At 62.5% G+C, this 22,942-nt stretch carries 25 protein-coding genes; 20 read left to right on the top strand and 5 right to left on the bottom strand.

The features are described 5' to 3' along the window. From XM53_RS22995 to XM53_RS08830, 5 genes are all read left to right on the top strand, one after another. Positions 1-92, top strand: a 92-nt coding sequence (locus XM53_RS22995) for a formate--tetrahydrofolate ligase (RefSeq protein ID WP_144435491.1), incomplete at its 5' end; no start/stop codon positions are given. A gap of 3 nt (positions 93-95) precedes the next feature. Next, complete coding sequence (locus tag XM53_RS08845) at positions 96-968, top strand: universal stress protein (protein ID WP_057792391.1); 873 nt, start codon at positions 96-98, stop codon at positions 966-968. Positions 969-1,088: 120 nt separating this feature from the next. Then, positions 1,089-2,072, top strand: a complete 984-nt coding sequence (locus XM53_RS08840) for a Bug family tripartite tricarboxylate transporter substrate binding protein (RefSeq protein ID WP_057792389.1) — start codon at positions 1,089-1,091, stop codon at positions 2,070-2,072. A gap of 138 nt (positions 2,073-2,210) precedes the next feature. After that, positions 2,211-2,738, top strand: a complete 528-nt coding sequence (locus XM53_RS08835) for a tripartite tricarboxylate transporter TctB family protein (RefSeq protein ID WP_082630843.1) — start codon at positions 2,211-2,213, stop codon at positions 2,736-2,738. A gap of 78 nt (positions 2,739-2,816) precedes the next feature. Further along, positions 2,817-4,274, top strand: coding sequence for a tripartite tricarboxylate transporter permease (locus XM53_RS08830; protein WP_408006057.1), 1,458 nt, complete (start codon positions 2,817-2,819; stop codon positions 4,272-4,274). 77 nt (positions 4,275-4,351) lie between these two features. Here XM53_RS08830 and XM53_RS08825 read toward each other — a convergent pair whose 3' ends face one another. After that, positions 4,352-5,758, bottom strand: coding sequence for a helix-turn-helix domain-containing protein (locus XM53_RS08825; protein ID WP_057792383.1), 1,407 nt, complete (start codon positions 5,756-5,758; stop codon positions 4,352-4,354). A 127-nt stretch (positions 5,759-5,885) separates the two neighbouring features. Here XM53_RS08825 and XM53_RS08820 point away from each other — a divergent pair, with 127 nt between their 5' ends. Beyond that, a complete protein-coding gene (locus tag XM53_RS08820) occupies positions 5,886-6,941 on the top strand; it encodes a ketopantoate reductase family protein (protein WP_057792380.1) in 1,056 nt (351 codons plus the stop codon). A 48-nt stretch (positions 6,942-6,989) separates the two neighbouring features. Here the strand turns inward: XM53_RS08820 and XM53_RS08815 are convergent, their stop codons facing one another. Beyond that, positions 6,990-7,388 carry an SH3 domain-containing protein gene (locus XM53_RS08815; RefSeq protein WP_057792378.1) on the bottom strand — a complete coding sequence of 133 codons (399 nt, stop codon included), beginning with the start codon at positions 7,386-7,388 and terminating at the stop codon, positions 6,990-6,992. A gap of 222 nt (positions 7,389-7,610) precedes the next feature. Between XM53_RS08815 and eutB the strand changes: the two genes are divergently transcribed. From eutB to XM53_RS08790, 5 genes are all read left to right on the top strand, one after another. Beyond that, a complete protein-coding gene (eutB, locus tag XM53_RS08810; protein ID WP_057792375.1) occupies positions 7,611-8,618 on the top strand; it encodes a hydroxyectoine utilization dehydratase EutB in 1,008 nt (335 codons plus the stop codon). Then, positions 8,608-9,594, top strand: a complete 987-nt coding sequence (locus tag XM53_RS08805; protein ID WP_057792373.1) for a cyclodeaminase — start codon at positions 8,608-8,610, stop codon at positions 9,592-9,594. The genes eutB and XM53_RS08805 overlap by 11 nt, the downstream gene beginning before the upstream one ends. Before the next feature lie 7 nt (positions 9,595-9,601). Continuing rightward, positions 9,602-10,084: an Lrp/AsnC family transcriptional regulator gene (locus tag XM53_RS08800; RefSeq protein ID WP_057792371.1), complete on the top strand. Its 483-nt coding sequence runs from the start codon at positions 9,602-9,604 to the stop codon at positions 10,082-10,084. Positions 10,085-10,197: 113 nt separating this feature from the next. Then, entirely contained in the window at positions 10,198-11,664 is a 1,467-nt protein-coding gene (locus tag XM53_RS08795; protein WP_057792369.1) for an NAD-dependent succinate-semialdehyde dehydrogenase, read from the top strand. An 11-nt stretch (positions 11,665-11,675) separates the two neighbouring features. Further along, positions 11,676-13,046: an aspartate aminotransferase family protein gene (locus tag XM53_RS08790; RefSeq protein WP_057792367.1), complete on the top strand. Its 1,371-nt coding sequence runs from the start codon at positions 11,676-11,678 to the stop codon at positions 13,044-13,046. Positions 13,047-13,114: 68 nt separating this feature from the next. On the opposite strand, the gene XM53_RS08785 is transcribed toward XM53_RS08790, so the two are convergent. The 3 genes from XM53_RS08785 to XM53_RS08775 form a co-directional block, all read right to left on the bottom strand. Beyond that, on the bottom strand, positions 13,115-14,170 hold the full coding sequence (locus XM53_RS08785) for a YeeE/YedE family protein (RefSeq protein WP_057792365.1): 1,056 nt from the start codon (positions 14,168-14,170) through the stop codon (positions 13,115-13,117). Positions 14,171-14,212: 42 nt separating this feature from the next. Further along, positions 14,213-14,521, bottom strand: coding sequence for an ArsR/SmtB family transcription factor (locus XM53_RS08780; RefSeq protein WP_057792425.1), 309 nt, complete (start codon positions 14,519-14,521; stop codon positions 14,213-14,215). Between the two features lie 81 nt (positions 14,522-14,602). Beyond that, positions 14,603-14,971 (bottom strand): thioredoxin domain-containing protein, encoded by a 369-nt coding sequence (locus XM53_RS08775; RefSeq protein ID WP_144435490.1) that lies wholly within the window; start codon positions 14,969-14,971, stop codon positions 14,603-14,605. Between the two features lie 81 nt (positions 14,972-15,052). Here XM53_RS08775 and XM53_RS08770 point away from each other — a divergent pair, with 81 nt between their 5' ends. The 9 genes from XM53_RS08770 to XM53_RS08730 all read left to right on the top strand — a co-directional run bounded on the left by XM53_RS08770 (position 15,053) and on the right by XM53_RS08730 (position 22,942). Further along, complete coding sequence (locus tag XM53_RS08770; RefSeq protein ID WP_057792363.1) at positions 15,053-15,793, top strand: cytochrome c biogenesis CcdA family protein; 741 nt, start codon at positions 15,053-15,055, stop codon at positions 15,791-15,793. Positions 15,794-15,811: 18 nt separating this feature from the next. Next, positions 15,812-16,363 carry a thioredoxin family protein gene (locus XM53_RS08765; protein ID WP_057792362.1) on the top strand — a complete coding sequence of 184 codons (552 nt, stop codon included), beginning with the start codon at positions 15,812-15,814 and terminating at the stop codon, positions 16,361-16,363. A 146-nt stretch (positions 16,364-16,509) separates the two neighbouring features. Further along, positions 16,510-16,983: a sulfur oxidation c-type cytochrome SoxX gene (gene soxX / locus XM53_RS08760; protein WP_057792360.1), complete on the top strand. Its 474-nt coding sequence runs from the start codon at positions 16,510-16,512 to the stop codon at positions 16,981-16,983. 21 nt (positions 16,984-17,004) lie between these two features. After that, positions 17,005-17,427 (top strand): thiosulfate oxidation carrier protein SoxY, encoded by a 423-nt coding sequence (soxY, locus tag XM53_RS08755; protein WP_057792358.1) that lies wholly within the window; start codon positions 17,005-17,007, stop codon positions 17,425-17,427. Positions 17,428-17,450: 23 nt separating this feature from the next. Beyond that, positions 17,451-17,780: a thiosulfate oxidation carrier complex protein SoxZ gene (soxZ, locus tag XM53_RS08750; protein ID WP_057792356.1), complete on the top strand. Its 330-nt coding sequence runs from the start codon at positions 17,451-17,453 to the stop codon at positions 17,778-17,780. Positions 17,781-17,844: 64 nt separating this feature from the next. Then, positions 17,845-18,669 carry a sulfur oxidation c-type cytochrome SoxA gene (gene soxA, locus XM53_RS08745; protein WP_144435495.1) on the top strand — a complete coding sequence of 275 codons (825 nt, stop codon included), beginning with the start codon at positions 17,845-17,847 and terminating at the stop codon, positions 18,667-18,669. An 89-nt stretch (positions 18,670-18,758) separates the two neighbouring features. Beyond that, positions 18,759-20,456 (top strand): thiosulfohydrolase SoxB, encoded by a 1,698-nt coding sequence (gene soxB / locus XM53_RS08740; RefSeq protein ID WP_057792352.1) that lies wholly within the window; start codon positions 18,759-18,761, stop codon positions 20,454-20,456. Between the two features lie 25 nt (positions 20,457-20,481). After that, positions 20,482-21,756 carry a sulfite dehydrogenase gene (gene soxC / locus XM53_RS08735; protein ID WP_057792350.1) on the top strand — a complete coding sequence of 425 codons (1,275 nt, stop codon included), beginning with the start codon at positions 20,482-20,484 and terminating at the stop codon, positions 21,754-21,756. Then, positions 21,740-22,942, top strand: coding sequence for a c-type cytochrome (locus tag XM53_RS08730; RefSeq protein ID WP_057792348.1), 1,203 nt, complete (start codon positions 21,740-21,742; stop codon positions 22,940-22,942). Before soxC ends, XM53_RS08730 begins: the two co-directional genes overlap by 17 nt.

Here is a 22,942-nt window from a genome sequence, read left to right as displayed (position 1 = left end):
GCGAGATCATGACCATGCCCGGCCTGCCCAGTCGGCCGGCGTCTGAATCCATACGCCTGAACGACCAGGGCGAAATCGAAGGATTGTTCTGAGCCATGGCTTACGACTCCATCCACAGCATTATGCTTCCGGTGCGGGGCGACGGCAAAGGCGACAACGTCTTTGCCCACGCCGCCGCCCTGGCGCGGCGCTTCGGCGCCCGGGTCCGCGTGGTGCATTGCCATCCCAAGACCGAGGACATGATGCCTTACGGCGTCGTGATCCCGACCATGCTGCGCCGTCAGATCGAGGATGCGGCGCATGCCAATGCCGACGTGACCCGGGACCAGCTCTACGGTGAGTTCGAGAAGCAAGCCAGAAAACTCGGGCTCGAGATCGCCGATCACGAGTTGGACAAGCCCACGACCCGGTTCATCGAGTATGAGGGCAAGCAGGTCGATGCGGTGCAAAGATACGGTCGCCTGTGCGACCTTGTCTGCGTTGCCAAACCGGACCAGAAGATGAACCTCGGGGTCAACACCTTGAAATCGGCGCTGTTTTCTTCGGGCCGTCCGGTGATGATGTGCCCCGACCAGGACGTTACAGACGCCGGTTTCGCGGATCACGTCACCATCGGCTGGAACGGATCGCTCGAGGCGACACGCGCCGTGGCGATGGCGATGCCGATCATATCCAACGCCAAGAAGGTCACGATCCTGCATACCGGTGACAGCCCCAAGGACGAGCATCCCGGGGCGGACCAGTTGCAGCGCTATCTCGAACTGCGCGGCGTCGCGTCCGACATCCGGCTTTTCAAGGCCGAGGGGCGCAACGTCGGCCGGCAGCTTTTGTCGGAAACCCGCGCCGCGGGCGCCGGGATGCTGATCATCGGCGCCTATCACGACAGTTACGAACGGGAATCCCTGTTCGGTGGCAACTCGCAAGTCGTTGTCGCCGAGGCGGATTTCCCGGTCATCATGGTTCATTGAGGAGAGAGGGGAGGTCCGGCGAAGACTGAGCAGACGACCAGGAATGGGGCACGCGCCAAACACGTCAAGAATGAACGCGCACCAGCCCTGACACACATGGAGACCATAGGGAGGATAACCATGAATACCTTTAAGCTACTTGTTGCGAGTGCGTCCGCACTGGCATTGACGGCGCCGGCAGCGCTGGCGGAATGGCAGCCGAAAAAGCCGGTCGAGTTCATCATCATGGCCGGCACCGGCGGTGGGGCGGACCAGATCGCGCGCCTGTTGCAGGGCCTTATCCAGAAGAAGGACCTGAGCCCGCGTCCGTTCATCCCGATCAACAAGCCGGGCGGTTCAGGCGCCGAGGCGCTGCGCTATATGCAGGACAAGGCGGGTGACAACCACACCGTCATGATGACGCTGAACAGCTTCTACACCACGCCGATCATCCAGGAGGATCTTGGCATCGACGTGACCGAGTTCACGCCCATCGGCCTGATGGCGATGGACACGTTCCTGTTGTGGGTCAACACCGACCGCGAGGACATCACCGACCTCGACAGCTTCAACGCTGCTGTGTCCGAGGCCGGCAAGAACTGGAAGGTCGGCGGCACCGGATCGGGCCAGGAAGACAGCGTTCTGACCGCGATGATGGAAGCCGAGTTCGGCTATGACGTGACCTACATCCCGTTCCCGGGCGGTGGTACGGTGGCCAAGAACCTCGTGGGCAACCAGATCGACAGCACGGTGAACAACCCCGCCGAGCAGATGGAGTTCTGGCGCGCGGGCAACACCAAGCCGCTGGTCCAATTCTCGGCCGAACGCATGCCGGCCTTCCCGGACGTGCCGACGGCCAAGGAACTGGGCGTGGAGATCGAGTATTACATGCAGCGCTCCGTGAACGGCCCGCCGGACATGGATCCCGAGGCGGTGGAATGGTACGTGAACCTGTTCCAGGAGCTGTTCGACAGCGAGGAATGGCAGGCATTCTGCAAGTCCGACGGCCTGACCTGCGAGAAGATGATGAAGGGCGAGGACCTCGCCACGTTCCACGAGAACCAGAAGGTCGCGCATGAAAAGCTGATCGAAAAGGTCGGCGCGGGTGCGATCACCGGCGAGTAAGCCAATCCTGAAAAAGGCAGGGTCCGGACACATCGGGCCCTGCACCTGGATGCCTGACGATCCGGGCGCGGGCAGATTGGTCCGACACGGACACGCCCCCTCGAACGATCGCAAACGATTTATACGGAGCCAAAGAGAATGACGGTCCGGACAGCGGAACTTCTGATGGCCATTACGACACTGCTAGTGTCGCTCGGCCTGATGCTAAACGTATACACAGACGACCTCAGTATCGGCTGGGTCAGGGGCAGAGGTCCCGGTGCAGGTATGTGGCCGTTCTGGTTGTCGGCGGGGATGGCCTTGGCTTCCGTCGCCACGCTCGTGCGATGGGCGCAGAAAAAGACGCCCGAGTCGCGCAACACCGACCCCTACATATCGAGAGATACGATCTTTCTCGTGTCGATCTCGGCGGGGTCGGTTCTCGCGCTGCTGATCATGATGACGTTCATCGGCACCTACCTGGCGCTGGTCGTCTTCATGCTGTTCTTCGTGCGCTTCATGGGGCGGCATTCGTGGCCGATGACCCTTGGTTTCGCGATCGGCACGCCGATCTTCGTGTACCTGCTCTTCGAGGTGGCGTTGACGAAGTACCTGCCGAAGGGTCTGCCGATCTTCGAGGACGCTTTCCTCTGGGTCGACAACTTCCGCTACGAATGGTTCTACTGAGAGGTCTGACGAAAAATGGAAACGGTACTTGTATCCCTAGGGTCAGGCCTTCTTGAGGCGTTCCAGCCTCTGAACCTGATGATGATTTTCGCGGGCTGCCTTGCGGGGCTGTTCGTGGGCTGCATGCCGGGCCTCGGCTCGGTCAACGGGGTGGCGATCCTGCTGCCCATCACCTTCCTGGTGCCGCCGACGACGGCGATCATCTTTCTTGCCGCGCTCTATTACGGCGCGATGTACGGGGGGGCGATCAGTTCGATAACGTTGGGCATTCCAGGGGCCTCGACGGCCGTGGCCACGGTGTTCGACGGACGACCTATGGCCCAGCAGGGCAAGGCCGACCAGGCGCTTATGGCCGCGGCCATCGCGTCGTTCATCGGCGGCACGGTCTCGATCATCCTCTTCACGCTCTTCGCGCCGCCCTTGGCCGCCTTCGCGCTGAAGTTCGGACCGCAGGAGGAGTTCGCCCTGATGCTGTTGGCCTTCGCCACCTTCATCGGGCTGGGCGGGGACGACATACCCAAGACGATCTTCTCGATCCTTCTGGGTCTCGTGCTGGCCGCGGTGGGCTTCGACATCATCTCGGGCAGCCCGCGCCTGATCTTCTTCGACATGGTCGAATTCCAGCGCGGCATCGGCTTCCTGGTTCTGGCAATCGGCATCTACGGGATCGGCGAAATGCTCTGGACGCTGGAAACCACCAGCGGCAAGGTCCAGATGCACAACGTCAAGATCTCGATGTCGCGCATGAAGGAAAACTTCAAGCAGATCCGCCAGTACATCAACTCGACCTGGTTGGGCTCGTTCCTGGGCTTCTTCGTGGGCACGCTGCCCGCGGCGGGGGCCACCCCGGCGGCGCTGATGTCCTATGGTCTCAGCAAGACGTTCTCGAAGGATCCCGACAGCTTCGGCAAGGGCAACGTGGCCGGTGTGGCCGCGCCTGAAGCGGCCAACAACGCGGCCTCGACCGGCTCGATGCTGCCGATGATCACGCTGGGCATTCCCGGCTCGCCCACCACGGCGATCCTTCTGGGCGGCATGATCATCTGGGGCCTGCGCCCCGGGCCGCTCCTGTTCACCGAAAGCCCGGACTTCGTCTGGGGCCTGATCGGGTCGATGTACGTGGCCAACGCGGTGACTGTGGTGCTGAACATCGCGCTGATCCCGGTCTTCATCCGGGTGCTGGCGATGCCCTTCACCCTGCTGACGCCGATCATCTTCACGCTCTGCGTGCTGGGGGTCTTCGCCACGACGGACCGGATGTTCGACACCTGGATCATGCTGATCATCGGCATCGTGGGGTACCTGATGCGCAAGCTGAACTACCCGGTGGCGCCGGCGGTTCTGGCCATCGTTCTGGGGCCCCTGGCCGAACGCTCGTTGCGCCAGTCGCTGATCTCGGCTCAGGGCGACGCGACCACGTTCATCACGCGCCCGATCTCGCTGGTCTGCATCTGCCTGGCGCTGGCGCTGGTCCTGTTCCCGGTCGTGCAGCGCATCCTGCGCAAGCGCAAGAAGGCGGCGGAAAGCCGGGCCTGATACGGGCCACGCATCTTACCGCACCGCCCAACGCCTGCCCCCTGATCTCCCGGGGGGCAGGCTTTTTCTTTGCGGCTTCAGCTTTCGTAGCGAGTCGATCCGCGGCGATTTGCATTGATCGGCAGGTTGATGAACAGCGGTTGATGCGCACGCTGCGAACAGGCTTGCCGCGGGCAAAGCTGACAGTTGATGCCGATCGGTTGGTAAAGCGTGTGATCGTCTATCTTGAAGCTTGCGGCATAGCGAATGCGATGTGCGTGCCGCGCCTCGCAGCCCAGCGTCAGGGTAAGCCTCCGATCCTGCGTGTCGGCACTGAAGACCGGGCGATGGACGGTCCTGCTGATCGAAAAGAAGCGTTGTCCGTCTGGCATCTCCACGAATTGCGGGAAGATGACGCCGGGCACCGAGAAAGCGGCATGAACATTCCAGACCGGACAGGCCCCGCCATACTCAGCAAGGTCGAAAGACGAGGCATTGAAGCGTTTGGTGACATTTCCGGCCCGGTCCAGCCGAAGCAGGAAAAACGGAATCCCGTGCGCCTTGTCGCGCTGCATCGTCGTAAGGCGGTGACAAACCTGCTCGAACGTGACGCCAAAGGCCAGCGCGATGCGGTCGATGTCATATCCGGTACTTTCGGCCGTTGCCAGAAAATCCTCGTATGGCATCAGAAAGGCCGCCGCAAAATAGTTTCCCAGCTCGACCTCCAGCCTGGGCTGCACCCGCTCGGGGTCGGCCTGGGCATTGCGGGCCATTCTCGAAATCATGCGGCCTTCGGTCAGGAAGGCCAGGATATGCGCCATCTGGAAAGCCCGGTTCTCGGAGTTGAGCGCCTGCGACAACAAGAGCGTGCGGCTGTCTTCGTCGTAAATGCGCAGCGAGTCGCCAAGCTCCTCGATAGGGCGCACTTCCACCGAGACGCCATGGATCTCGCGAAGCCCCGCGCGAAGGTCGACAAAAAGAGACTCCGGCGCCACCGGAATGGCCTGCCGCGCATTTTCGGCCGCCACCTCGAGAACGGCGAAATAATTGCTGTTCTTGCGAAAAAAGTCGTGGATTGCCGTTTCCGGCGAGGCGTGCAGCACCTTCTCGTCGTGGCCGTCCGCTCCGCCCCGCATGATGACCCTCAAAGCGGCACGATGCGCGCGGTGCAATTTCAGGAAATGATCGACAAAAGTCGGCGCACGTTCAATCGCGCTGCGCAATTCCTGCACGTCCGGCGGATCGCCTTCCAAGGTCGTGTCACTGAACGCGTTGCGCAGATCCGCAAGCACATGCGCGCCGTCGTCCTGAGTCAGCTCCTTAACGTCCACATCAAACGTCTCGGAAATGGCCAGCAACATCTTGACCGATAGGCTTCTTTGGTTGTTTTCCAACAGGTTGACATATGCGGCGCTGACGCCAAGCCGATCTGCAACATCGGCCTGCGTCAGATCCTGGCTGATCCGCAGCTGCCGCAACTTGGGTCCGATAAAGGTCTTTGACATGAGGATAATTTACAAAATTACGATCTGTTGATCTGTTAATATTATCAATAACACATTTACACGAATTTTGTAGAAGAATCTCTGTGGGTAATTATGTTGCGCCATGAAAGCTCAAGGAGAGATCGACATGGCTCGCAAGATTCTAATTCTGGGTGCATCCTACGGCTCGCTGCTGGGGACGAAGCTTTTGATGGCAGGGCAGGACGTGACGCTTGTGTGCCGCCAGGCCACCGCCGACACCATCAACGAGAAAGGCACCGAAGTGCGCATCAAGCTGCGCGACGAGGATGAGCATCGCGCATTCAAATCGGGTGATCTTCCCGGGCGTCTCGATGCCAAGGCCCCTGCTGACGTGAAGCCTGAAGAATATGACTTGGTCGCGCTGGCTATGTCCGAGCCACAGTACGGCAATGCAGAGATCACCGAACTGATGAAGCGCATTGCCGCGGCGGAACGTCCTTGCATGTCGATTATGAACATGCCGCCCCTGCCGTACCTGAAGCGGATCGAGAAGCTGGATGCCGACGCCCTGCGCCCCGCGTTCAACAGCGTAGAGCCCTGGGAGGATTTCAAGCCCGGCCTCGTCTCGCTGTGCAGCCCCGACCCGCAAGCTTTCCGTCCGCCGGAGGAGGGGGCCAACGTCCTTCATGTCGGATTGCCCACCAACTTCAAGGCCGCGCCTTTCGAGGATCCGGCCCATACCGCCATCGTGCGCGAGCTGGAGGAAAAGATCGAAGCGGTCCGCGTGGATGGCAAGGACGTGCCGGTCAAACTGCGCCTCTTTGACTCCCTCTTTGTGCCTTTCGCCAAATGGGCCATGCTGCTGACCGGCAATTACCGCTGTGTTCAGCGGGACGGCATTCGTCCCATCAAGGAGGCCGTGCACGGCGACCTTCTGGAATCGCAATCGATCTACAAGAAGGTCTGCGATCTGGTCACGCAGCTGGGCGCGGACGAAGATGATCAGGTTCCCTTCGAGAAATATGCCAAGGCCGCGAATGGCCTTCTGAAACCATCCTCGGCCGCGCGGGCCATCGACGGCGGTGCCGAAGAAATCGAGCGCGTGGACCTGCTGGTCAAGCTGATTGCCGACCAGATGGGCACCCCCATGGCCGAAGCGGACGAAACCGCTGACATCATCAACAAGCGTCTCGAGGAAAACCGGCGCAAGGCCGCTGCCTGAGCCTGAACCGTTGGAGTTTTCACCGGCGCTACGATCCGCGGTGCCCGATCAACCGGCCAGAATGGTGACGTAGCGTCCGAAAACCCACCCGGCGCTGCACGGCCCATCGTATACTGCGCGCTCTGCCTGTGGCGAAGACACATTGCATTCCGTCTGGCCGTCCGCTGCATAGACGACGGCAAACCATTCGCGGGTCTGATCGCAGATCCACACCTCGCGATCCGGTGGCAGAAAGTCGGTTGCCGCGTATCTCGTGCCCGGACCATTGCGGACAGTCAGCGTGTTGTCCCCTTGCGGGTCCAGTCCCGTGACCGCACCAAGCGTGCCACAGGCGTCAAGCGTCGACTCGCCTCCGACCATCACCGGTACGGTTTCTTCTGCGCTTGCTGGTGCGGTGCCGGTCAGACAAAGGGAAAGACAGGAAATGAAGAGGCGGCTCAATATCATGGGTCTCATCCGGTTTGATGCTGGACGATAACGCGCGGGCCCACCTCTGCCAATCCTATCGGACCGCGCGCTGTTTCTGAACGCAGGTCGCGGGGACCCGTCTGCGCACGATGATGTGCATTCCGGTTGCGTTTCGCCCCTCCCTTCCCGCATCCTGAGGCGAAGCCATCCGCGGTCCGGCTTAGCCGCGACCGCAACGCAAGAAGTTCAAGGAGTGCCCACTTGGCCTTTGCCCTGTCCGACATCCTGGCCGCACGACAAACCATTGCGGGCGTCGCCGACGACACGCCCTTCGTGCCATCGCCGTTCATGACGCGCGAAACCGGCTCGGAATTTTTGCTCAAGCTGGAGAACATGCAGCCCATCGGCGCGTTCAAGCTGCGCGGAGCGGTGAACGCGGTGATGAACCTGGCCGACGACGTGCGGGGCGTGACCTGTTGTTCGACCGGCAATCACGGGCGCGGCGTGGCCTATGCGGCCGCGCATCGCGGGCTTAGGGCCGTCATCTGCATGTCGAACCTCGTGCCCCAGGCCAAGGTCGACGGGATACGGGCCCTGGGGGCCGAGGTGCGCACCTGTGGCCGCAGCCAGGACGATGCCCTGGCCGAAAGCCTGAAGCTGGTCGAAACTGAGGGCCTGGTCGAGATTTCACCGTTCGACGACCCGTATGTCATCGCAGGGCAGGGGACGATCGGGCTGGAAATGCTGCTGGCCCGTCCCGACCTTGGAACGATCCTCGTGCCCTTGTCGGGCGGCGGGCTGGCCGCAGGTGTGGCCGTTGCGGCAAAGGCGATCAATCCCGCGATCAAGGTCATCGGCATCAGCATGGACCGGGGCGCGGCCATGCACGCCTCTATCGCCGAGGGGCGTCCGGTCGAGGTGGAAGAGGTCGCAAGCCTCGCCGACAGCCTGGGCGGCGGGATTGGGATGAACAACAAGCTGTCCTTCGCGCTCTGCCGGGACTATCTGGATGAAACCGTGCTGGTGACCGAGGAAGAAATTTATCACGCCATGCAGGTGCTGTTCTACGAGGACCGTATCGTCGCCGAAGGCGCCTGCGTTGTCGGCATCGCCGCGCTTTTGTCTGGCAAGCTTTCTGGCCTGCCGGGGCCTGTCGGCACCATCATCACGGGGCGCAACCTGGATATGGGCATGTTCCACCGGATCATGGCGGGCGAGGATATCCGGTTGGGCGACACGCTGGTGAAAGGACGCGCCTATGGCACATGAAATCCAGATCGTGACCGAGGCCGACCTGCGAGCGGCGATCCGGCTGGACGTGGACATGGTGAACGTCATCGAACGCGCCTTTGCCGCGCTTGCGGGCGGCGAGGTGGTAATGCCGCCGATCCTGTCCATGGACCTGCCTCAAGCCAATGCCGAGGTCGACGTGAAAACCGCGTATATCCCCGGCTTCGACGGCTTCGCGATCAAGGTCAGTCCGGGCTTCTTCGACAACCCGGCACTGGGCCTTGCCAGCCTCAACGGCCTGATGATCCTCTTCTCGGCCAAGACCGGGCTGGTCGAGGCGGTCTATCTGGACAACGGTTATCTGACCGACATCCGCACCGCCGCTGCGGGGGCCGTGGCGGCGCGGCACCTTGCCCCTGACACCGTCGAGACAGCAGGTGTCATAGGAACCGGCGTGCAGGCGCGGCTTCAGATGCAGGCAGCACACCTGGTGCGCCCTTTCAAACGTGTGCTCGTGCATGGGCGAAGTGCCGACAAGGCCGCCGCCTGCGCCAAGGATCTTGCCGCGACACTGGGGATCGAGGCCGTAGCCGTGGACGATCCCGCAACCTTGGTTGCCGACAGCCAGCTTGTCGTCACGACGACACCGGCGCGCAATCCCGTGCTGATGGCTGACTGGCTGCATCCCGGGCTTCACATCACCGCCATGGGCGCCGACCAGGAAGGCAAGAACGAGATCGACCCGCAGGCCATCGCAGACTCAGACCTTTATGTGTGCGATCGGGTCAGCCAATGTGAAACCAGCGGCGAACTGGAAGCGGCCCGGGTGGCAGGCGTTCTGGAAGGCGTCACGCCGCCGGAACTGGGAGAGATCGTTGTGGGCAAAACCGAAGGGCGACAGTCGGCGCAGGACATCACCATATGCGACCTCACCGGCACCGGGGCGCAGGATACAGCCATCGCCAGTCACGTCCGCGCGGCGCTGCCCGATGCGGGTACGCGTATTCGGACCTGACCCGACCATGACACGGCTGGACGCGCGCGATATCGAGATCCTCAAGGTTCTGGCCGAGGACGGACGGATCACGAAAGCCGCGCTTGCCGACCGTGTCGGATTGTCGGCCTCGCCGTGCTGGGAAAGGCTGAAGCGGCTGGAAAAGGCCGGTCTGATCAGCGGCTACCGCGCCGAGATCGCGTTGCGCGAGCTGGGGCCGCACGTCACGGTGTTCGTGGCGGTGGAACTGACAGATCATACCGCCGCGACGTTCCGTATTTTCGAAGATGCGGTCCTGCACCATCCCGAAATCGTGGCGTGCTGGGGGATCGGCGGCGGGTATGACTATCTGCTGCAAGTTGTGACCGCCGATATCAATTCGTATCAGCGTCTTGTGGACCAGATGCTCAACGACAGGATCGGCATGGCGCGCTATTTCAGTTACGTCGTGACCAAGCCGGTCAAAGGCCTGACGCCCCCGCCGCTGGATGTGATCTTGGGTCAGAAGTAGATTCTTCTGCCACCCCAGCCGATGTGCAGATGCTTCGTCTTCTGCACGGGTCGCATTCAGGCTCACCCATTGCCGAAAGCCGATAAAACCTCCTCAAGTCAAAGGAGGACCTAATGCCCGACTCGTCATTGCGACTGATCGAAGACCTGCGCCTGGTGCGCAACTTTTCCTATGTGGGTGGCAAATGGGTCGCCGCCGCAGATGGCAGCACCCTGACCGTGACCGACCCCGCCGATGGCGCGGTCGTCGGCGAAGTTGCCAGCCTATCGGCAGAAGAAAGCGCCGAGGCCGTCACCGTTGCCCAAGAGGCCTTTCCCAAGTGGTCGTCCATGCTGCCACAGGACCGCTCCGCGATCCTGCGCCGGTGGTTCGACCTGATCATCGAGAACCGCGAGGATCTGGCCAAGCTGATGGTCGCCGAACAGGGCAAACCCCTGTCCGAGGCGCGGGGCGAGATCGACTATGCCGCGTCCTTCGTCGAATTCTATGCAGAAGAGGCAAAGCGCCCGAACATCGAAGGCGTTACCAGCCACCTCAACACCGCAGAGGTCGAGCTGTGGCTTGAACCCGTCGGCGTCGTTGCGCTGATCACGCCGTGGAATTTTCCCTCGGCGATGCTGACCCGCAAGGCCGCCGCGGCACTTGCCGCCGGCTGTACCATCGTCGCTCATCCCAGCCACGAAACGCCGTTCTCGGCGCTGGCGCTGGCCGAGCTGGCCGAGCGCGCAGGCGTCGAGCCGGGCGTGTTCAATGTGGTCACGGGCCGCGCCTCGACCGTTGTGCCGCCTTGGACCGACGACTCGCGCGTGCGGGCGCTGTCCTTCACCGGTTCGACCGAGGTGGGGCGGCTGCTGTACCGCGCGTCGGCGGAAACCGTGAAGAAGCTGGTGATGGAACTGGGCGGTCATGCCCCTGTCATCGTTTTCGACGATTGCGACCTCGATCATGCCGTTGCCGAGACCATCAAGGCCAAGTTCGCCACCTCCGGTCAGGACTGCCTGGGCGCGAACCGAATCTACGTCCAGCGCGGCATCTACGATGAATTCTGCACGCGTTTCACCAACGCCACGAAGGCGCTGACGATCGGCGTCGGCATGGATGATTGCGACCTCGGGCCATTGATGAACGAAGGCGCCGTGGCCAAGCAGGAGGCGCATGTCGCCGACGCGTTGGAAAAAGGCGCAAAACTGGCTTGCGGCGGCAAACGCAATCCGCTCGGGCGTCTGTTCTATGATGCGACCGTGCTGACTGACGTTCCGGACGAGGCCGAGATCATGCGCGAGGAAACCTTCGGGCCTGTCGCGCCGATCACACCGTTCGAAACCGAGGAAGAGGCCATCCGACGTGCCAACGACACCGAGTACGGCCTTGTGGCTTACGTCCACGCCCACGATCCGCGCCGCATCTACCGGCTCAGCCGCGCGCTGCAATTCGGCATGGTCGCGGTCAACCGCACCAAGGTGACCGGCGCGCCGATCCCGTTCGGCGGGGTCAAGCAATCCGGCCTTGGGCGCGAAGGGGCCAGAAGGGGCATGGAAGAGTTCATGGAAATCAAATACGTCTGCCGCGATTGGGGCTAAGGAGAGTACGAATGCTGAAGAACGATCAACTTGACCAGTGGGACCGCGAGAACTTTTTCCATCCCTCGACCCACCTGGCCGAATTCGCCCGGGGTGAGGCGCCGCAGCGCATCGTGACCGGCGGCTCCGGCTGTCACATTGAGGACCGCGACGGCAACCGCCTGCTCGACGCCTTTGCCGGGCTTTACTGCGTGAACGTCGGCTATGGCCGGCCCGAGATTGCCGACGCCATCGCCGCCCAGGCGCGCGAGCTGGCCTATTACCACGCCTATGTCGGCCACGGCACCGAGGCCGCGATCACGCTCGCCAAGATGGTGCTGGACCGCGCGCCGGACCACATGTCGAAAGTCTATTTCGGCCTCAGTGGCTCGGACGCGAACGAGACCAACATCAAGCTGGTCTGGTACTACAACAACATCCGGGGGCTTCCGCAGAAGAAGAAGATCATCTCGCGCTGGCGCGGGTATCACGGTTCGGGCCTGATGACCGGCTCGCTGACCGGGCTGCACCTCTTCCACCAGAAATTCGACCTGCCGCTGGCGCAGGTGCTGCACACCGAGGCGCCCTATTACTACCGCCGCGCCGACGTGAACCAGACCGAGGAACAATTCGTCGCCCATTGCGTGGCCGAACTGGAGGCGCTGATCGAACGCGAGGGGGCCGACACCATCGGCGCCTTCATCGGCGAGCCCGCGCTGGGCACCGGGGGCCTCGTGCCGCCGCCCGCAGGCTATTGGGCCGCGATCCAGGAAGTGCTGGCCAAGCACGACATCCTGCTGATTGCCGACGAGGTCGTCACCGGCTTTGGCCGCCTGGGGAGCATGATGGGCTCCGACCATTACGGCCTGAAGCCTGACATCATCACCATCGCCAAGGGCCTGACCTCGGCCTATGCGCCGCTTTCGGGGTCCATCGTGTCCGACAAGGTCTGGAAAGTTCTTGAGCAGGGCACCGACGAGAACGGCCCCATCGGCCACGGCTGGACCTACTCGGCGCATCCCATCGGGGCAGCTGCCGGTGTCGCCAACCTCAAGCTGATCGACGAGTTGAACCTCGTGCAGAACGCGGGCGAGGTGGGGGCCTACTTCAAGAAAGCGCTGACCGAGGCCGTGGGCGACCACGCCCATGTCGGCGAGGTGCGCGGTGAGGGGCTGCTTTGCGCCGTGGAATTCGTCAAGGACCGCGACGACCGCGTGTTCTTCGACGCCTCCGAGAAGGTCGGCGCACGGCTGGCCGGTGAACTGGTCAAGGAAGGCGTGATTTCCCGCGCCATGCCGCAGGGCGATATCCTTGGCTTCGCGCCGCCCTTCTGCATGACCCGTGAAGAGGCCGACGAAGTGGCCACCAAGCTGGGCAAGGTAGTGAAGACCGTGCTGGGCTAAAATCGCCCCGACGCAAACAGAAGGGCCGCGCCGCTCAGGTGCGGCCTTTCTTATTGGCTGTTGTTTCCTTAATCCGCCGGCGCGAACCCGGTGATCAGCTGTTTCAACCCCAGCGCCGCCCCGGCGAAGATCGCCAGAAACGCCACCGGCGCGGAAAAGGCGAGCACCGAAAAGGCCGAAACCCCCTGGCCGATGCTGCACCCCACCGCCAAAATCGCGCCAGGGCCCATAAGGGCCGCCCCTAAAATCTGGCGCTTCAATTCGCGCGGGTCCTCGCAGGCCTCCCACCGGAAATGCCCCTTGAAGCAGGAGCCGATGAAGGCGCCCACCACCACGCCCAGCACCGAGCCCACGCTGAACGACAGGCTGTTGCCCGAGGCGGTCATCGCGTAATAGATCGTGTCGCCGATGGGCGCGGCAAAGGAATGCGTCTCGATCGGTTCGGCCTCGAACCCCGTCATGGCGACCCAATAGGTGCCGACCCAGCCAAGGACGATGGCCATTCCTACCACGGCGGCCCAGAAAACCATATTCAACGAGCTCAGCATCCGGGCGCTGGCGAGGGAGAATATCAGGATGGCACCGCCGAGAAGCAGGCCGGTCAGCGCGGGGCCAATGCCCAGATGCGCCTGCGCCAACTGGCTGAACCCCTGGGGCGATGTCGCGCCTTCCTCGACAGTGAAAAGCCAGACGCGGAAATGGGCCAGCGGGCCGGACATCACCAGGTAGGCCGACAGCCCCATCACGATCACGATGACGAAAGACCGCAGGTCGCCGCCCCCCAGCCGCGCCAGCGCGCCGTAGCCGCAATTGCCCGACAGCGCCATGCCATACCCGAACATCAGCCCGCCGACGATGGTGCCCAAGGGGTTCCAGACCCGGTCCAGGTAGGCGGTGGCGGCTCCGTCCATATACCCGCCGGCCATCGCGAAGTGCGTGCCTATGATCGCCACGCCGATGGCGATGCCCCACATGCGTATGCGCCGGTCGTCCGAGGAGTATAGCACGTCCTCAATCGCGCCCAGCGTGCAGAATCTTCCCAAGCGTGCGGCCAGCCCCAAGGCGAGGCCGCCCAACAGCCCGATCAGCGCCGCGCTATTCGCTTCGCCCAGAACGTCCAGCATCTTGGTTCCCGTTTAGTGACCGGAACCTCTCCTCAATCCCGGTCAGTCTTCCCTGCAAAAAAGGTCATAGACGACTTCCATGATTTGCCTCGGCCTGTCGTCTGCCAAACTGTAATAGATCGCCTTGCCCTCGCGTCGCGGCGTCACCAGCCCCTCCAGCCGAAGCCGGGTCAGCTGCTGCGACACCGCCGCCTGACGGGCCGAAAGCAGATCCTCCAGTTCCGTCACCGACTTCTCGCCCGAGGCCAGATGGCACAGGATCATAAGCCGCCCCTCGTGGCTGATCGCCTTGAGGAAGTTCGACGCCCGCTGGGCGTTCTTCATCATCTTTTCCATGTCCTCGGCGCACATGTTGGCGTCGAGCACCGGCAGCCGCGTTTCGGGCTCGGATGCGTCGGAAGAATTCTGGGGGTCGAGTGTCATGGATTTCCGTCAGCCTGTCTTGTCGAGGTCGATGCGCGCCTCTTCCAGCATCTTGCCGAGCAGGCCCCAGAAGAAGTCCTCTCCGGGGTATCCTTCGATTCGGCCCAGTTCGGTGCCGTCACGGACGAGGATGAAGGTCGGCGTGAATCGGACCCGTCGGGCGAAGTCCACGTCCGGCGTTTCGCTGTAGAGGTCATAACGGCGCAGGGGCGCGGCTTGTCCTTCGGGAGTTTTGGAATATGTCGCCGAAACCTCCTCGTTCCATTGGGCACACCAGTAACACCCGTCCTCCTCGGCCATCAGCAGATAGGTTTCTGCCAGCAGGGGCGCGGGAAGCCAGGTCAGGAAAACGAGCAGGACTGCTCTGATCGCTGCCACGTGAAACTCCGATTGACGGCTTGCTAAATCCAATCATAATCTAATATTCGAATATTTCAAGAAAATGCGGTGGGCGTGTGAATGTTTGACGTGACGATCTACGGGGCGTTGATCGCGGGGCTCTTGTCGTTCCTGTCCCCCTGCATCCTGCCTATGGTGCCCTTCTATCTAAGCTATCTGGCCGGTGTGGGGATGAACCAGATCACGGCCGAGGCTGAGGTTTCCCGCGGCGTGCGTATTCGCGCCTTTCTCGCCGCGTGTTTCTTTGCGCTGGGCGTGATCACGGTTTTTGTCGGACTGGGCGCTTCGGCCACCGCCTTCGGCCAGCTGGTGCAGGAGTATTTCCATATCCTGCGTTGGGTCGCGGCGGCGATCATCATTGCAATGGGCCTGCATTTCCTCGGCGTCATCCGAATCGGCATTCTCTATCGCCAATTCCGAGCGGATGCGGGCGACACCAGCAATGTCGGCCTCGTGGGGGCCTTCGTGATCGGCCTTGCGTTCGCCTTCGGCTGGACCCCTTGCGTCGGCCCCGTTCTGGCGGCCATCCTCTTCACGGCGGCAGGGCAGGAGTCGGCGTCGCAGGGTGCGATACTGCTTTTCGTCTACGGCTTGGGCATGACGCTGCCCTTCATCGCGGCGGCGCTCTTCATCGGGCCGTTCATGCGGTTCATGGCGCGGTTCCGCCGTCACCTTGGCCTTGTCGAGAAGATCATGGGCGCTCTGCTGATCCTGTTCGGCGTCCTGATCGCGACCAACTCGGTGAACATCATTGCCCAGTGGATGCTTGAAAATGTCCCCTGGTTCAGCACAATCGGATAATTCGGAGGACTCAGTCAGATGACCAGACTTTTCGCCACTCTATTCGCCGCATTGGTGGCGCTGCCGGTGTTCGCCGCCGAATTGGGCGATGACGGCCTGCACAAGGCGCCCTGGATGCGCGACACGTTCAAGGATCTGGGCGACGACCTCGAAGAGGCGACCGCCGAAGGCAAACGCCTGCTGGTTCTGATCGAACAGCGCGGGTGCATCTATTGCACCAAGATGCACGAGGAGGTGTTTGTCGTCCCCGAGATCAAGCAGTTCATCGAGGAGAATTACTTCGTCGTGCAGATCAACATGTTCGGCGATGTCGAAGTGACCGATTTCGACGACAAAGCCATGCCCGAGAAAGAGGCCGTGCGCCGCTGGAACGCCATGTTCACCCCCACGATGATGTTTTTCCCCGAAGAGAGCGAAGGCGAGTTGCCAGCCGACGAGCTGGCGGTCGTCACGATGCCCGGCGCGTTCGAGAAGGGAACCACCCTGAACCTGCTGCGCTGGGTTGTCGAAAAGGGTTATGAAACCGATGAGCCTTTCCAGAAATACCTGGCGCGCAAACTTGGCGAATAGCCGCATGACTTTCTGCACGCGCAAAGCCGACGGCCTGCATCTTCTGCGGGAGCAAACAGATTTAGAAATTCATTTACTTGAATTTGTTGTTGCGTGAATCGGTTTTGTATGTGCAAGCTTGTAACAACTGTCATACGGGAGGGTACATGACACGTCTAACGGCTCTTGTCTCCGCGACCGCGCTTTTCGCGACCGTCGCGGCAGCGGAAACCATCGCACCCCAGGATGTGAACTACGCCGATGGGGCGGTGGAAACGTCACTGACCGGCCAGCCCGGCGATCCGCAAGCGGGTGCCGAGTTGATGAACAAGGGGGCGGGCAACTGCATCGCCTGCCACGCGGTCTCGGACCTGTCGCATCTGCAATTCCACGGTGAAATCGGCCCGCCGCTCGATGGCGTCGCCGACCGCTGGAGCGAGGCGGAGCTGCGCGGTATCGTGGCCAATGCCAAGCAGATGTTCGAAGGCACGATGATGCCGGCCTTCTACAAGGTCGACGGCTTCACCCGCCTCGGCGACGCCTACACGGGCGAAGCGCATGAGGGCGATGTCGAACCGCTGCTGACCGGCCAGCAAATCGAGGATGTCGTCGCCTACCTGATGACGCTCAAGTACGAATAACTCAGATACCTGGAGGACAAGATGGAACTCAATCGCCGAAAGATGCTGGTGCTCGGCACCGCAGGCGCAGCCGTGACGGCCTTCGGCGCGCTGCCGGCCTTTGCATCGGCCACCGAAGATGCGATCGCGAAATTCACCGGGGGCGCCGACGTGGGCGAAGGTGGTGTCGAACTGACCGCGCCTGAAATCGCCGAGAACGGCAACACCGTGCCGATCGAGGTCAGCGCACCGGGTGCCGTCGCCATTTCGGTCTTTGCCGATGGCAATCCGACGCCCGCCGTGGCCACGTTCAAGTTCGGCCCGCTGGCCGCCTCGCAATTCGCGGCCACCCGGATCCGCCTTGCCGGGACCCAGGACGTCATCGCCGTCGCAGAGATGCAGGACGGCTCGTTCAAGAAGGCCTCGGCAAACATCAAGGTCACCATCGGCGGCTGCGGCGGCTGAGCTAAGGACAAGGAGAACAGATTATGGCCGAAGGTGTAAAACCCCGCGTCAAGGTCCCGAAGACGGCAAGCGCCGGTGAGACGATCACCATCAAGACGCTGATCAGCCACCAGATGGAAAGTGGCCAGCGCAAGGATGACGACGGCAACACCATCCCGCGCTCGATCATCAACCGCTTCGTCGTCGACTTCAACGGCGAGAACGTGATCGACGTCAAGATGGAGCCGGCGATTTCGACCAACCCGTTTTTCGAGTTCGAGGCGACCGTGCCCGAAACCGGTGACTTCAAGTTCACCTGGTACGATGATGACGGCTCCGTCTACGAAGAGACGCAGACGGTTACGGTCGGATAAGGCGCTTCGAGGCGCTAGGGAGGATAACATGACAAGAACGACTGTAACGGGTGGGCGTTTGATCATGGCAGCGGCCGCCAGCGTGTTCGCGCTGGCCGCTTATGCCGGGCCGGACGAGGACGAACTGGTCGTCAATGACGAGATCGAGATGGTCACCAAGACCGACGCGCCGGCGCATCTCGACGGCCTGGACACGATCTATTCCGGTTGGCGCTTCCGCTCGGACGAGACGCAGGCCGTGCAGACCGACGATTTCGACAACCCCGCGATGCTCTGGGTCGAACAGGCCGGCGAGGTCTGGAAGACCGCGGAAGGGTCCGAGGGCAAGTCCTGTGCCTCGTGCCACAACGACGTCGACAGCATGGCCGGCGTCAGGGCGGTCTACCCCAAGTGGAACGAGGCCGCGGGCGAGGTGCGCACGATCGAGATGCAGATCAACGACTGCCGCGAAAACCGCATGGGCGCCGAGCCCTGGAAATACGCCGGCGGCGACATGACCAACATGTCCGCCCTTCTCGCGTCCGTGTCGCGCGGAATGCCGGTGAACGTGGCGATTGATGGCCCGGCCCAGTCCACCTGGGAAAAGGGCAAGGAGATCTACTACACCCGCTACGGTCAGCTGGAACTCAGCTGCGCCAATTGCCACGAGGACAATTGGGGCAACATGATCCGCGCCGACCATCTCAGCCAGGGTCAGATCAACGGCTTCCCGACCTACCGGCTCAAGAACACCAAACTGAACGCCGTGCATTCCCGCTTCAAGGGCTGCATTCGTGATACCCGGGCGCATACCTTCTCGCCCGGCAGCCCGGAATTCGTGGCACTCGAACTTTACGTAGCCTCGCGCGGCAACGGCCTCAGCGTCGAAGGACCCTCGGTCCGCAACTAAACTCAGTTCAAGGCTCCGTCGCAAAGGCGGGGCCTTTTTCATCCGCGCTATATTCAAATATGCGCATATGTCTTAAAGGATGAGCACTCATGATTTCGCGCAGGGATTTCCTTCAGGTCGGCATGGCGGCATCGGCGCTCGTCGGGGCCTCGGGCTTTGGCAACTGGGCCAGGCTGGCCGCGCAGCAATCGCTGACCCAGGACCAGCTATTGCAGTTCGATACGTTCGGCAACGTGTCCCTGATCCACGTGACCGACATCCACGCGCAGCTGAAGCCGATCTATTTCCGCGAACCCTCGGTCAATATCGGCGTTGGCGAGAACAAGGGCGAGGTGCCGCACGTGACTGGCGCCGACTTCCGCCGCCTCTACGGGATCGAGGATGGCAGCCCCAGCCATTATGCCCTCAGCAGCGGCGACTTCACGTCGCTCGCCCGCGAATATGGCCGCGTCGGCGGGCTGGACCGCGTCGCAACCGTGATCAACGCGATCCGCGCCGACCGTCCCGACGCCATTCTGCTCGATGGCGGCGACACGTGGCACGGCTCCTACACCTGTTATCACACGGCGGGCCAGGACATGGTCAACGTGATGAACGCGCTCAAACCCGATGCGATGACATTCCACTGGGAATTCACGCTGGGGTCCGATCGCGTGGCCGAGCTCGTCTCCTCTCTCCCGTTTGCCGCGCTCGGCCAGAACATCTTCGACGCAGAGTGGGACGAACCCACCGATCTCTTCCCGCCCTACACGACGTTCGAACGCGGCGGCACCAAGATCGCGGTGATCGGTCAGGCCTTCCCCTACATGCCAATCGCCAACCCCGGCTGGATGTTCCCGGAATACGCCTTCGGCATTCGGGACGAGAACATGCAGGCCATGGTCGTCCAGGTGCGCAGCGAAGGCGCGGAATGCGTTGTCGTGCTTAGCCATAACGGCTTTGACGTGGACAAGAAGATGGCCACTGTGGTCAGCGGCATCGACGTGATCCTGTCGGGCCACACCCACGACGCCCTGCCGGAACCCGTCCTGCCGGGCGAGACGCTCATCATTGCCTCGGGCAGCAACGGCAAGTTCGTCAGCCGCGTCGACCTCGATATTCGCGACGGCCGGATGATGGGCTATCGCCACAAGCTCATCCCGATCTTCTCGGACGTGATCGAACCCGACGCCGAGATGACCGCGCTGATCGACGAACAGCGCGCTCCGTATACGGACCAACTGTCCGAGGTCATCGGCCAGACCGAAAGCCTGCTCTACCGCCGCGGCAACTTCAACGGCAGCTGGGACGATCTGATCTGCGACGCGCTCCTCTCCGAACGGGACGCCGAGATCGCGCTCAGCCCCGGCGTGCGCTGGGGCCCGTCCCTGATCCCCGGTCAGGACATCACCCGCGAGGATATCTGGAACGTCACCTCCATGACCTATGGCGAGGCGTATCGCACGGAAATGACCGGCGAATTCCTCAAGGTCGTGCTGGAAGACGTGGCCGACAACATCTTCAACCCCGACCCCTATTACCAGCAGGGCGGTGACATGGTCCGCACCGGCGGGCTTGGCTACACCATCGACGTCAGCGCGCCGCAGGGCGAGCGGATCAGCAACATGACCCTGCTCAAGACGGGCGAGCCGATCGACCCCGCGCGCAATTACGTCATCGCCGGCTGGGCCTCGGTCAACGAAGGCACCGAAGGGCCGCAGATCTGGGACGTGGTCGAAAGCCACATCCGCAAAATGGGCACCGTCACGGTGCAGGAAAACGACAGCGTCGAAGTGACCGGCGTCTGAGCATTCATCAAGGGAGCGTTCAGCCATGAATGATCTTTTCAAATCCCCCTCCCGCCGCGCCTTCCTGCGCGGCAGCGCGGCGGCCGTCGCGGGCTCCGTGGCAGGGGCCGCGGCAGCGAACGAACCCGATCCGCTGATCACCGAGGTTCAGGACTGGGCCGCCATCACCGGCGAGGGGGTCGATGAAACCCCCTACGGCCTGCCGATCCGGTTCGAGGATGACGTGGTCCGCCGCAACGTGCCGTGGCTGACCGCCGATCCGATCAGCTCGATCAACTTCACGCCGATCCATGCGCTCGACGGCACCATCACGCCGCAGGGCTGCGCGTTCGAGCGTCACCATTCCGGCGCCATCGAACTCGCGAAAGAAGATTACCGCCTGATGATCAACGGCCTCGTGGATAAGCCTCTGGTCTTCCACTACGCCGATCTCGAGCGTTTTCCGCGCGAAAACCACGTCTATTTCTGCGAATGCGCCGCCAATACCGGCATGGAATGGGCGGGCGCACAGTTGAACGGCGTGCAGTTCACCCACGGCATGATCCACAACATGGAGTATTCCGGCGTCACCCTGCGCACCCTGCTGGAAGAGGCGGGGCTGGATGCCGCCGGCGATCTCAAGGACAAGTGGGTCTATGTCGAAGGCGCCGACGCGTCCTCGAACGGTCGGTCCATTCCAATGGAAAAGGCTTTGGACGACTGCCTCGTCGCCTTTAAGGCCAATGGCGAGGCGTTGCGCAAGGAGCACGGCTATCCGGTGCGCCTCGTGGTGCCTGGCTGGGAAGGCAACATGTGGGTCAAGTGGCTGCGCCGGATCGAGGTTATGGACGGCCCCGTGGAAAGCCGCGAGGAGACGTCGAAATACACCGACGTCCTGGCCGACGGCACGGCCCGCAAATGGACCTGGGTGATGGATGCCAAATCGGTCATCACCTCCCCCAGCCCGCAATCGCCCATCTCCCACGGCCCCGGACCGTTGGTCATCTCCGGCCTTGCATGGTCCGGCCACGGCAAGATCACCCGTGTCGATGTCTCCCGCGACGGCGGCGTGACGTGGGAAACCGCCCGCCTCGGCACGCAAGGCGACAGCAAGGCGCTGACCCGCTTCTACCTCGACACCACCTGGGACGGCGAGGAGATGCTGCTTCAGGCCCGCGCGATGGATGAGACGGGCTATGTTCAACCGACCAAGGCGCAACTGCGCGAGGTGCGCGGCGAAAACTCGGTCTACCACAACAATTGCATCCAGACCTGGCACGTCAAAGCCAGCGGGGAGGCTGAAAATGTCGAAGTTTCTTAAGATTTTCGCACCCGCCGCCGGTGGCGCCGCGGGCGTCCTGACGATGGCCTACGTGCTGGCCGACAAATTCGTCGTCGACATACCGTCGCTTGCCCCGGTGCTGGTGTCACAGGCCAACGCGGCCTCGACCGATGCGGCGGAGACTGAACCCGCCGCCACCCCCACACCCGAAGGCGGCTTCGGCCTGGGCCGCGAAGCGCTGCCCGAAGAGGTCGCCGCATGGGACGTCGACGTGCGCCCCGGCGGCATCGGCCTGCCCGAAGGCCGCGGTGACGTGGCCACCGGCGAAGAGGTCTTCGCCGAAGCCTGCGCCGTCTGCCACGGTGACTTCGCCGAGGGCGTCGGCAACTGGCCGGTTCTGGCCGGCGGCTTCGACACGCTCGCCGACAAGGATCCGGTGAAAACCGTCGGCTCCTACTGGCCCTACCTGTCGACCGTCTGGGACTACGTGAACCGCTCCATGCCCTTCGGCAACGCGCAGTCGCTCAGCCCCGATGAGGTCTACGCGATCACCGCCTACATCCTCTATTCCAACTACCTCGTCGAAGACGATTTCGAGCTTAGCCACGAAAACTTCGCCGCCTTCGAGATGCCCAACGCCGACGGCTTCATCATCGACGACCGCCCCGAAACGGAATACCCGATCTGGCGCACCGAGCCTTGCATGGAAGGCTGCAAGGACAGCGTCCAGATCACCATGCGCGCCTCTGTCATTGACGTGACGCCCGAGGAAGACAGCGCCGATGAAGAGGCCGCCGCCGAACCTGCCGCCGAAGACGTGGCGGAAGAGATCGAGGTGGCCTCCGCAGACCTCGAACCCACCGAGGCGGCCACGTCAGAGGCCGACGAAGGCGCCGGCCCCGATCCCGAGCTGGTGGCGGCAGGCGAAAAAGTCTTCAACAAGTGCAAGGCCTGTCACATGGTGGGCGAAGGCGCCAAGAGCCGAGTCGGTCCGGTGCTGAACGGTGTCATGGGCGCGACAATCGGCGGCCACGACGACTTCAAGTACTCCGGCGTGTTCGAGGAAGCCGCCGAAGCAGGCCGCGTCTGGGACGAGGCCGCCATGGCAGAATTCCTCGCCGCGCCGAAAAGCTATATGAAAGGCACCAAGATGAGTTTCGCCGGTCTCAAGAAGCGCGAGGATATCGACGCGATCATCGCCTATCTATCAAGTTTCGGAGACTGA

It is taken from the genome of Roseovarius atlanticus (assembly GCF_001441615.1).
GTDB lineage: Bacteria > Pseudomonadota > Alphaproteobacteria > Rhodobacterales > Rhodobacteraceae > Roseovarius > Roseovarius atlanticus.
The sequence above is the reverse complement of the archived record's forward strand: the minus strand, read 5'-3'. Positions and strand labels throughout refer to the sequence as shown.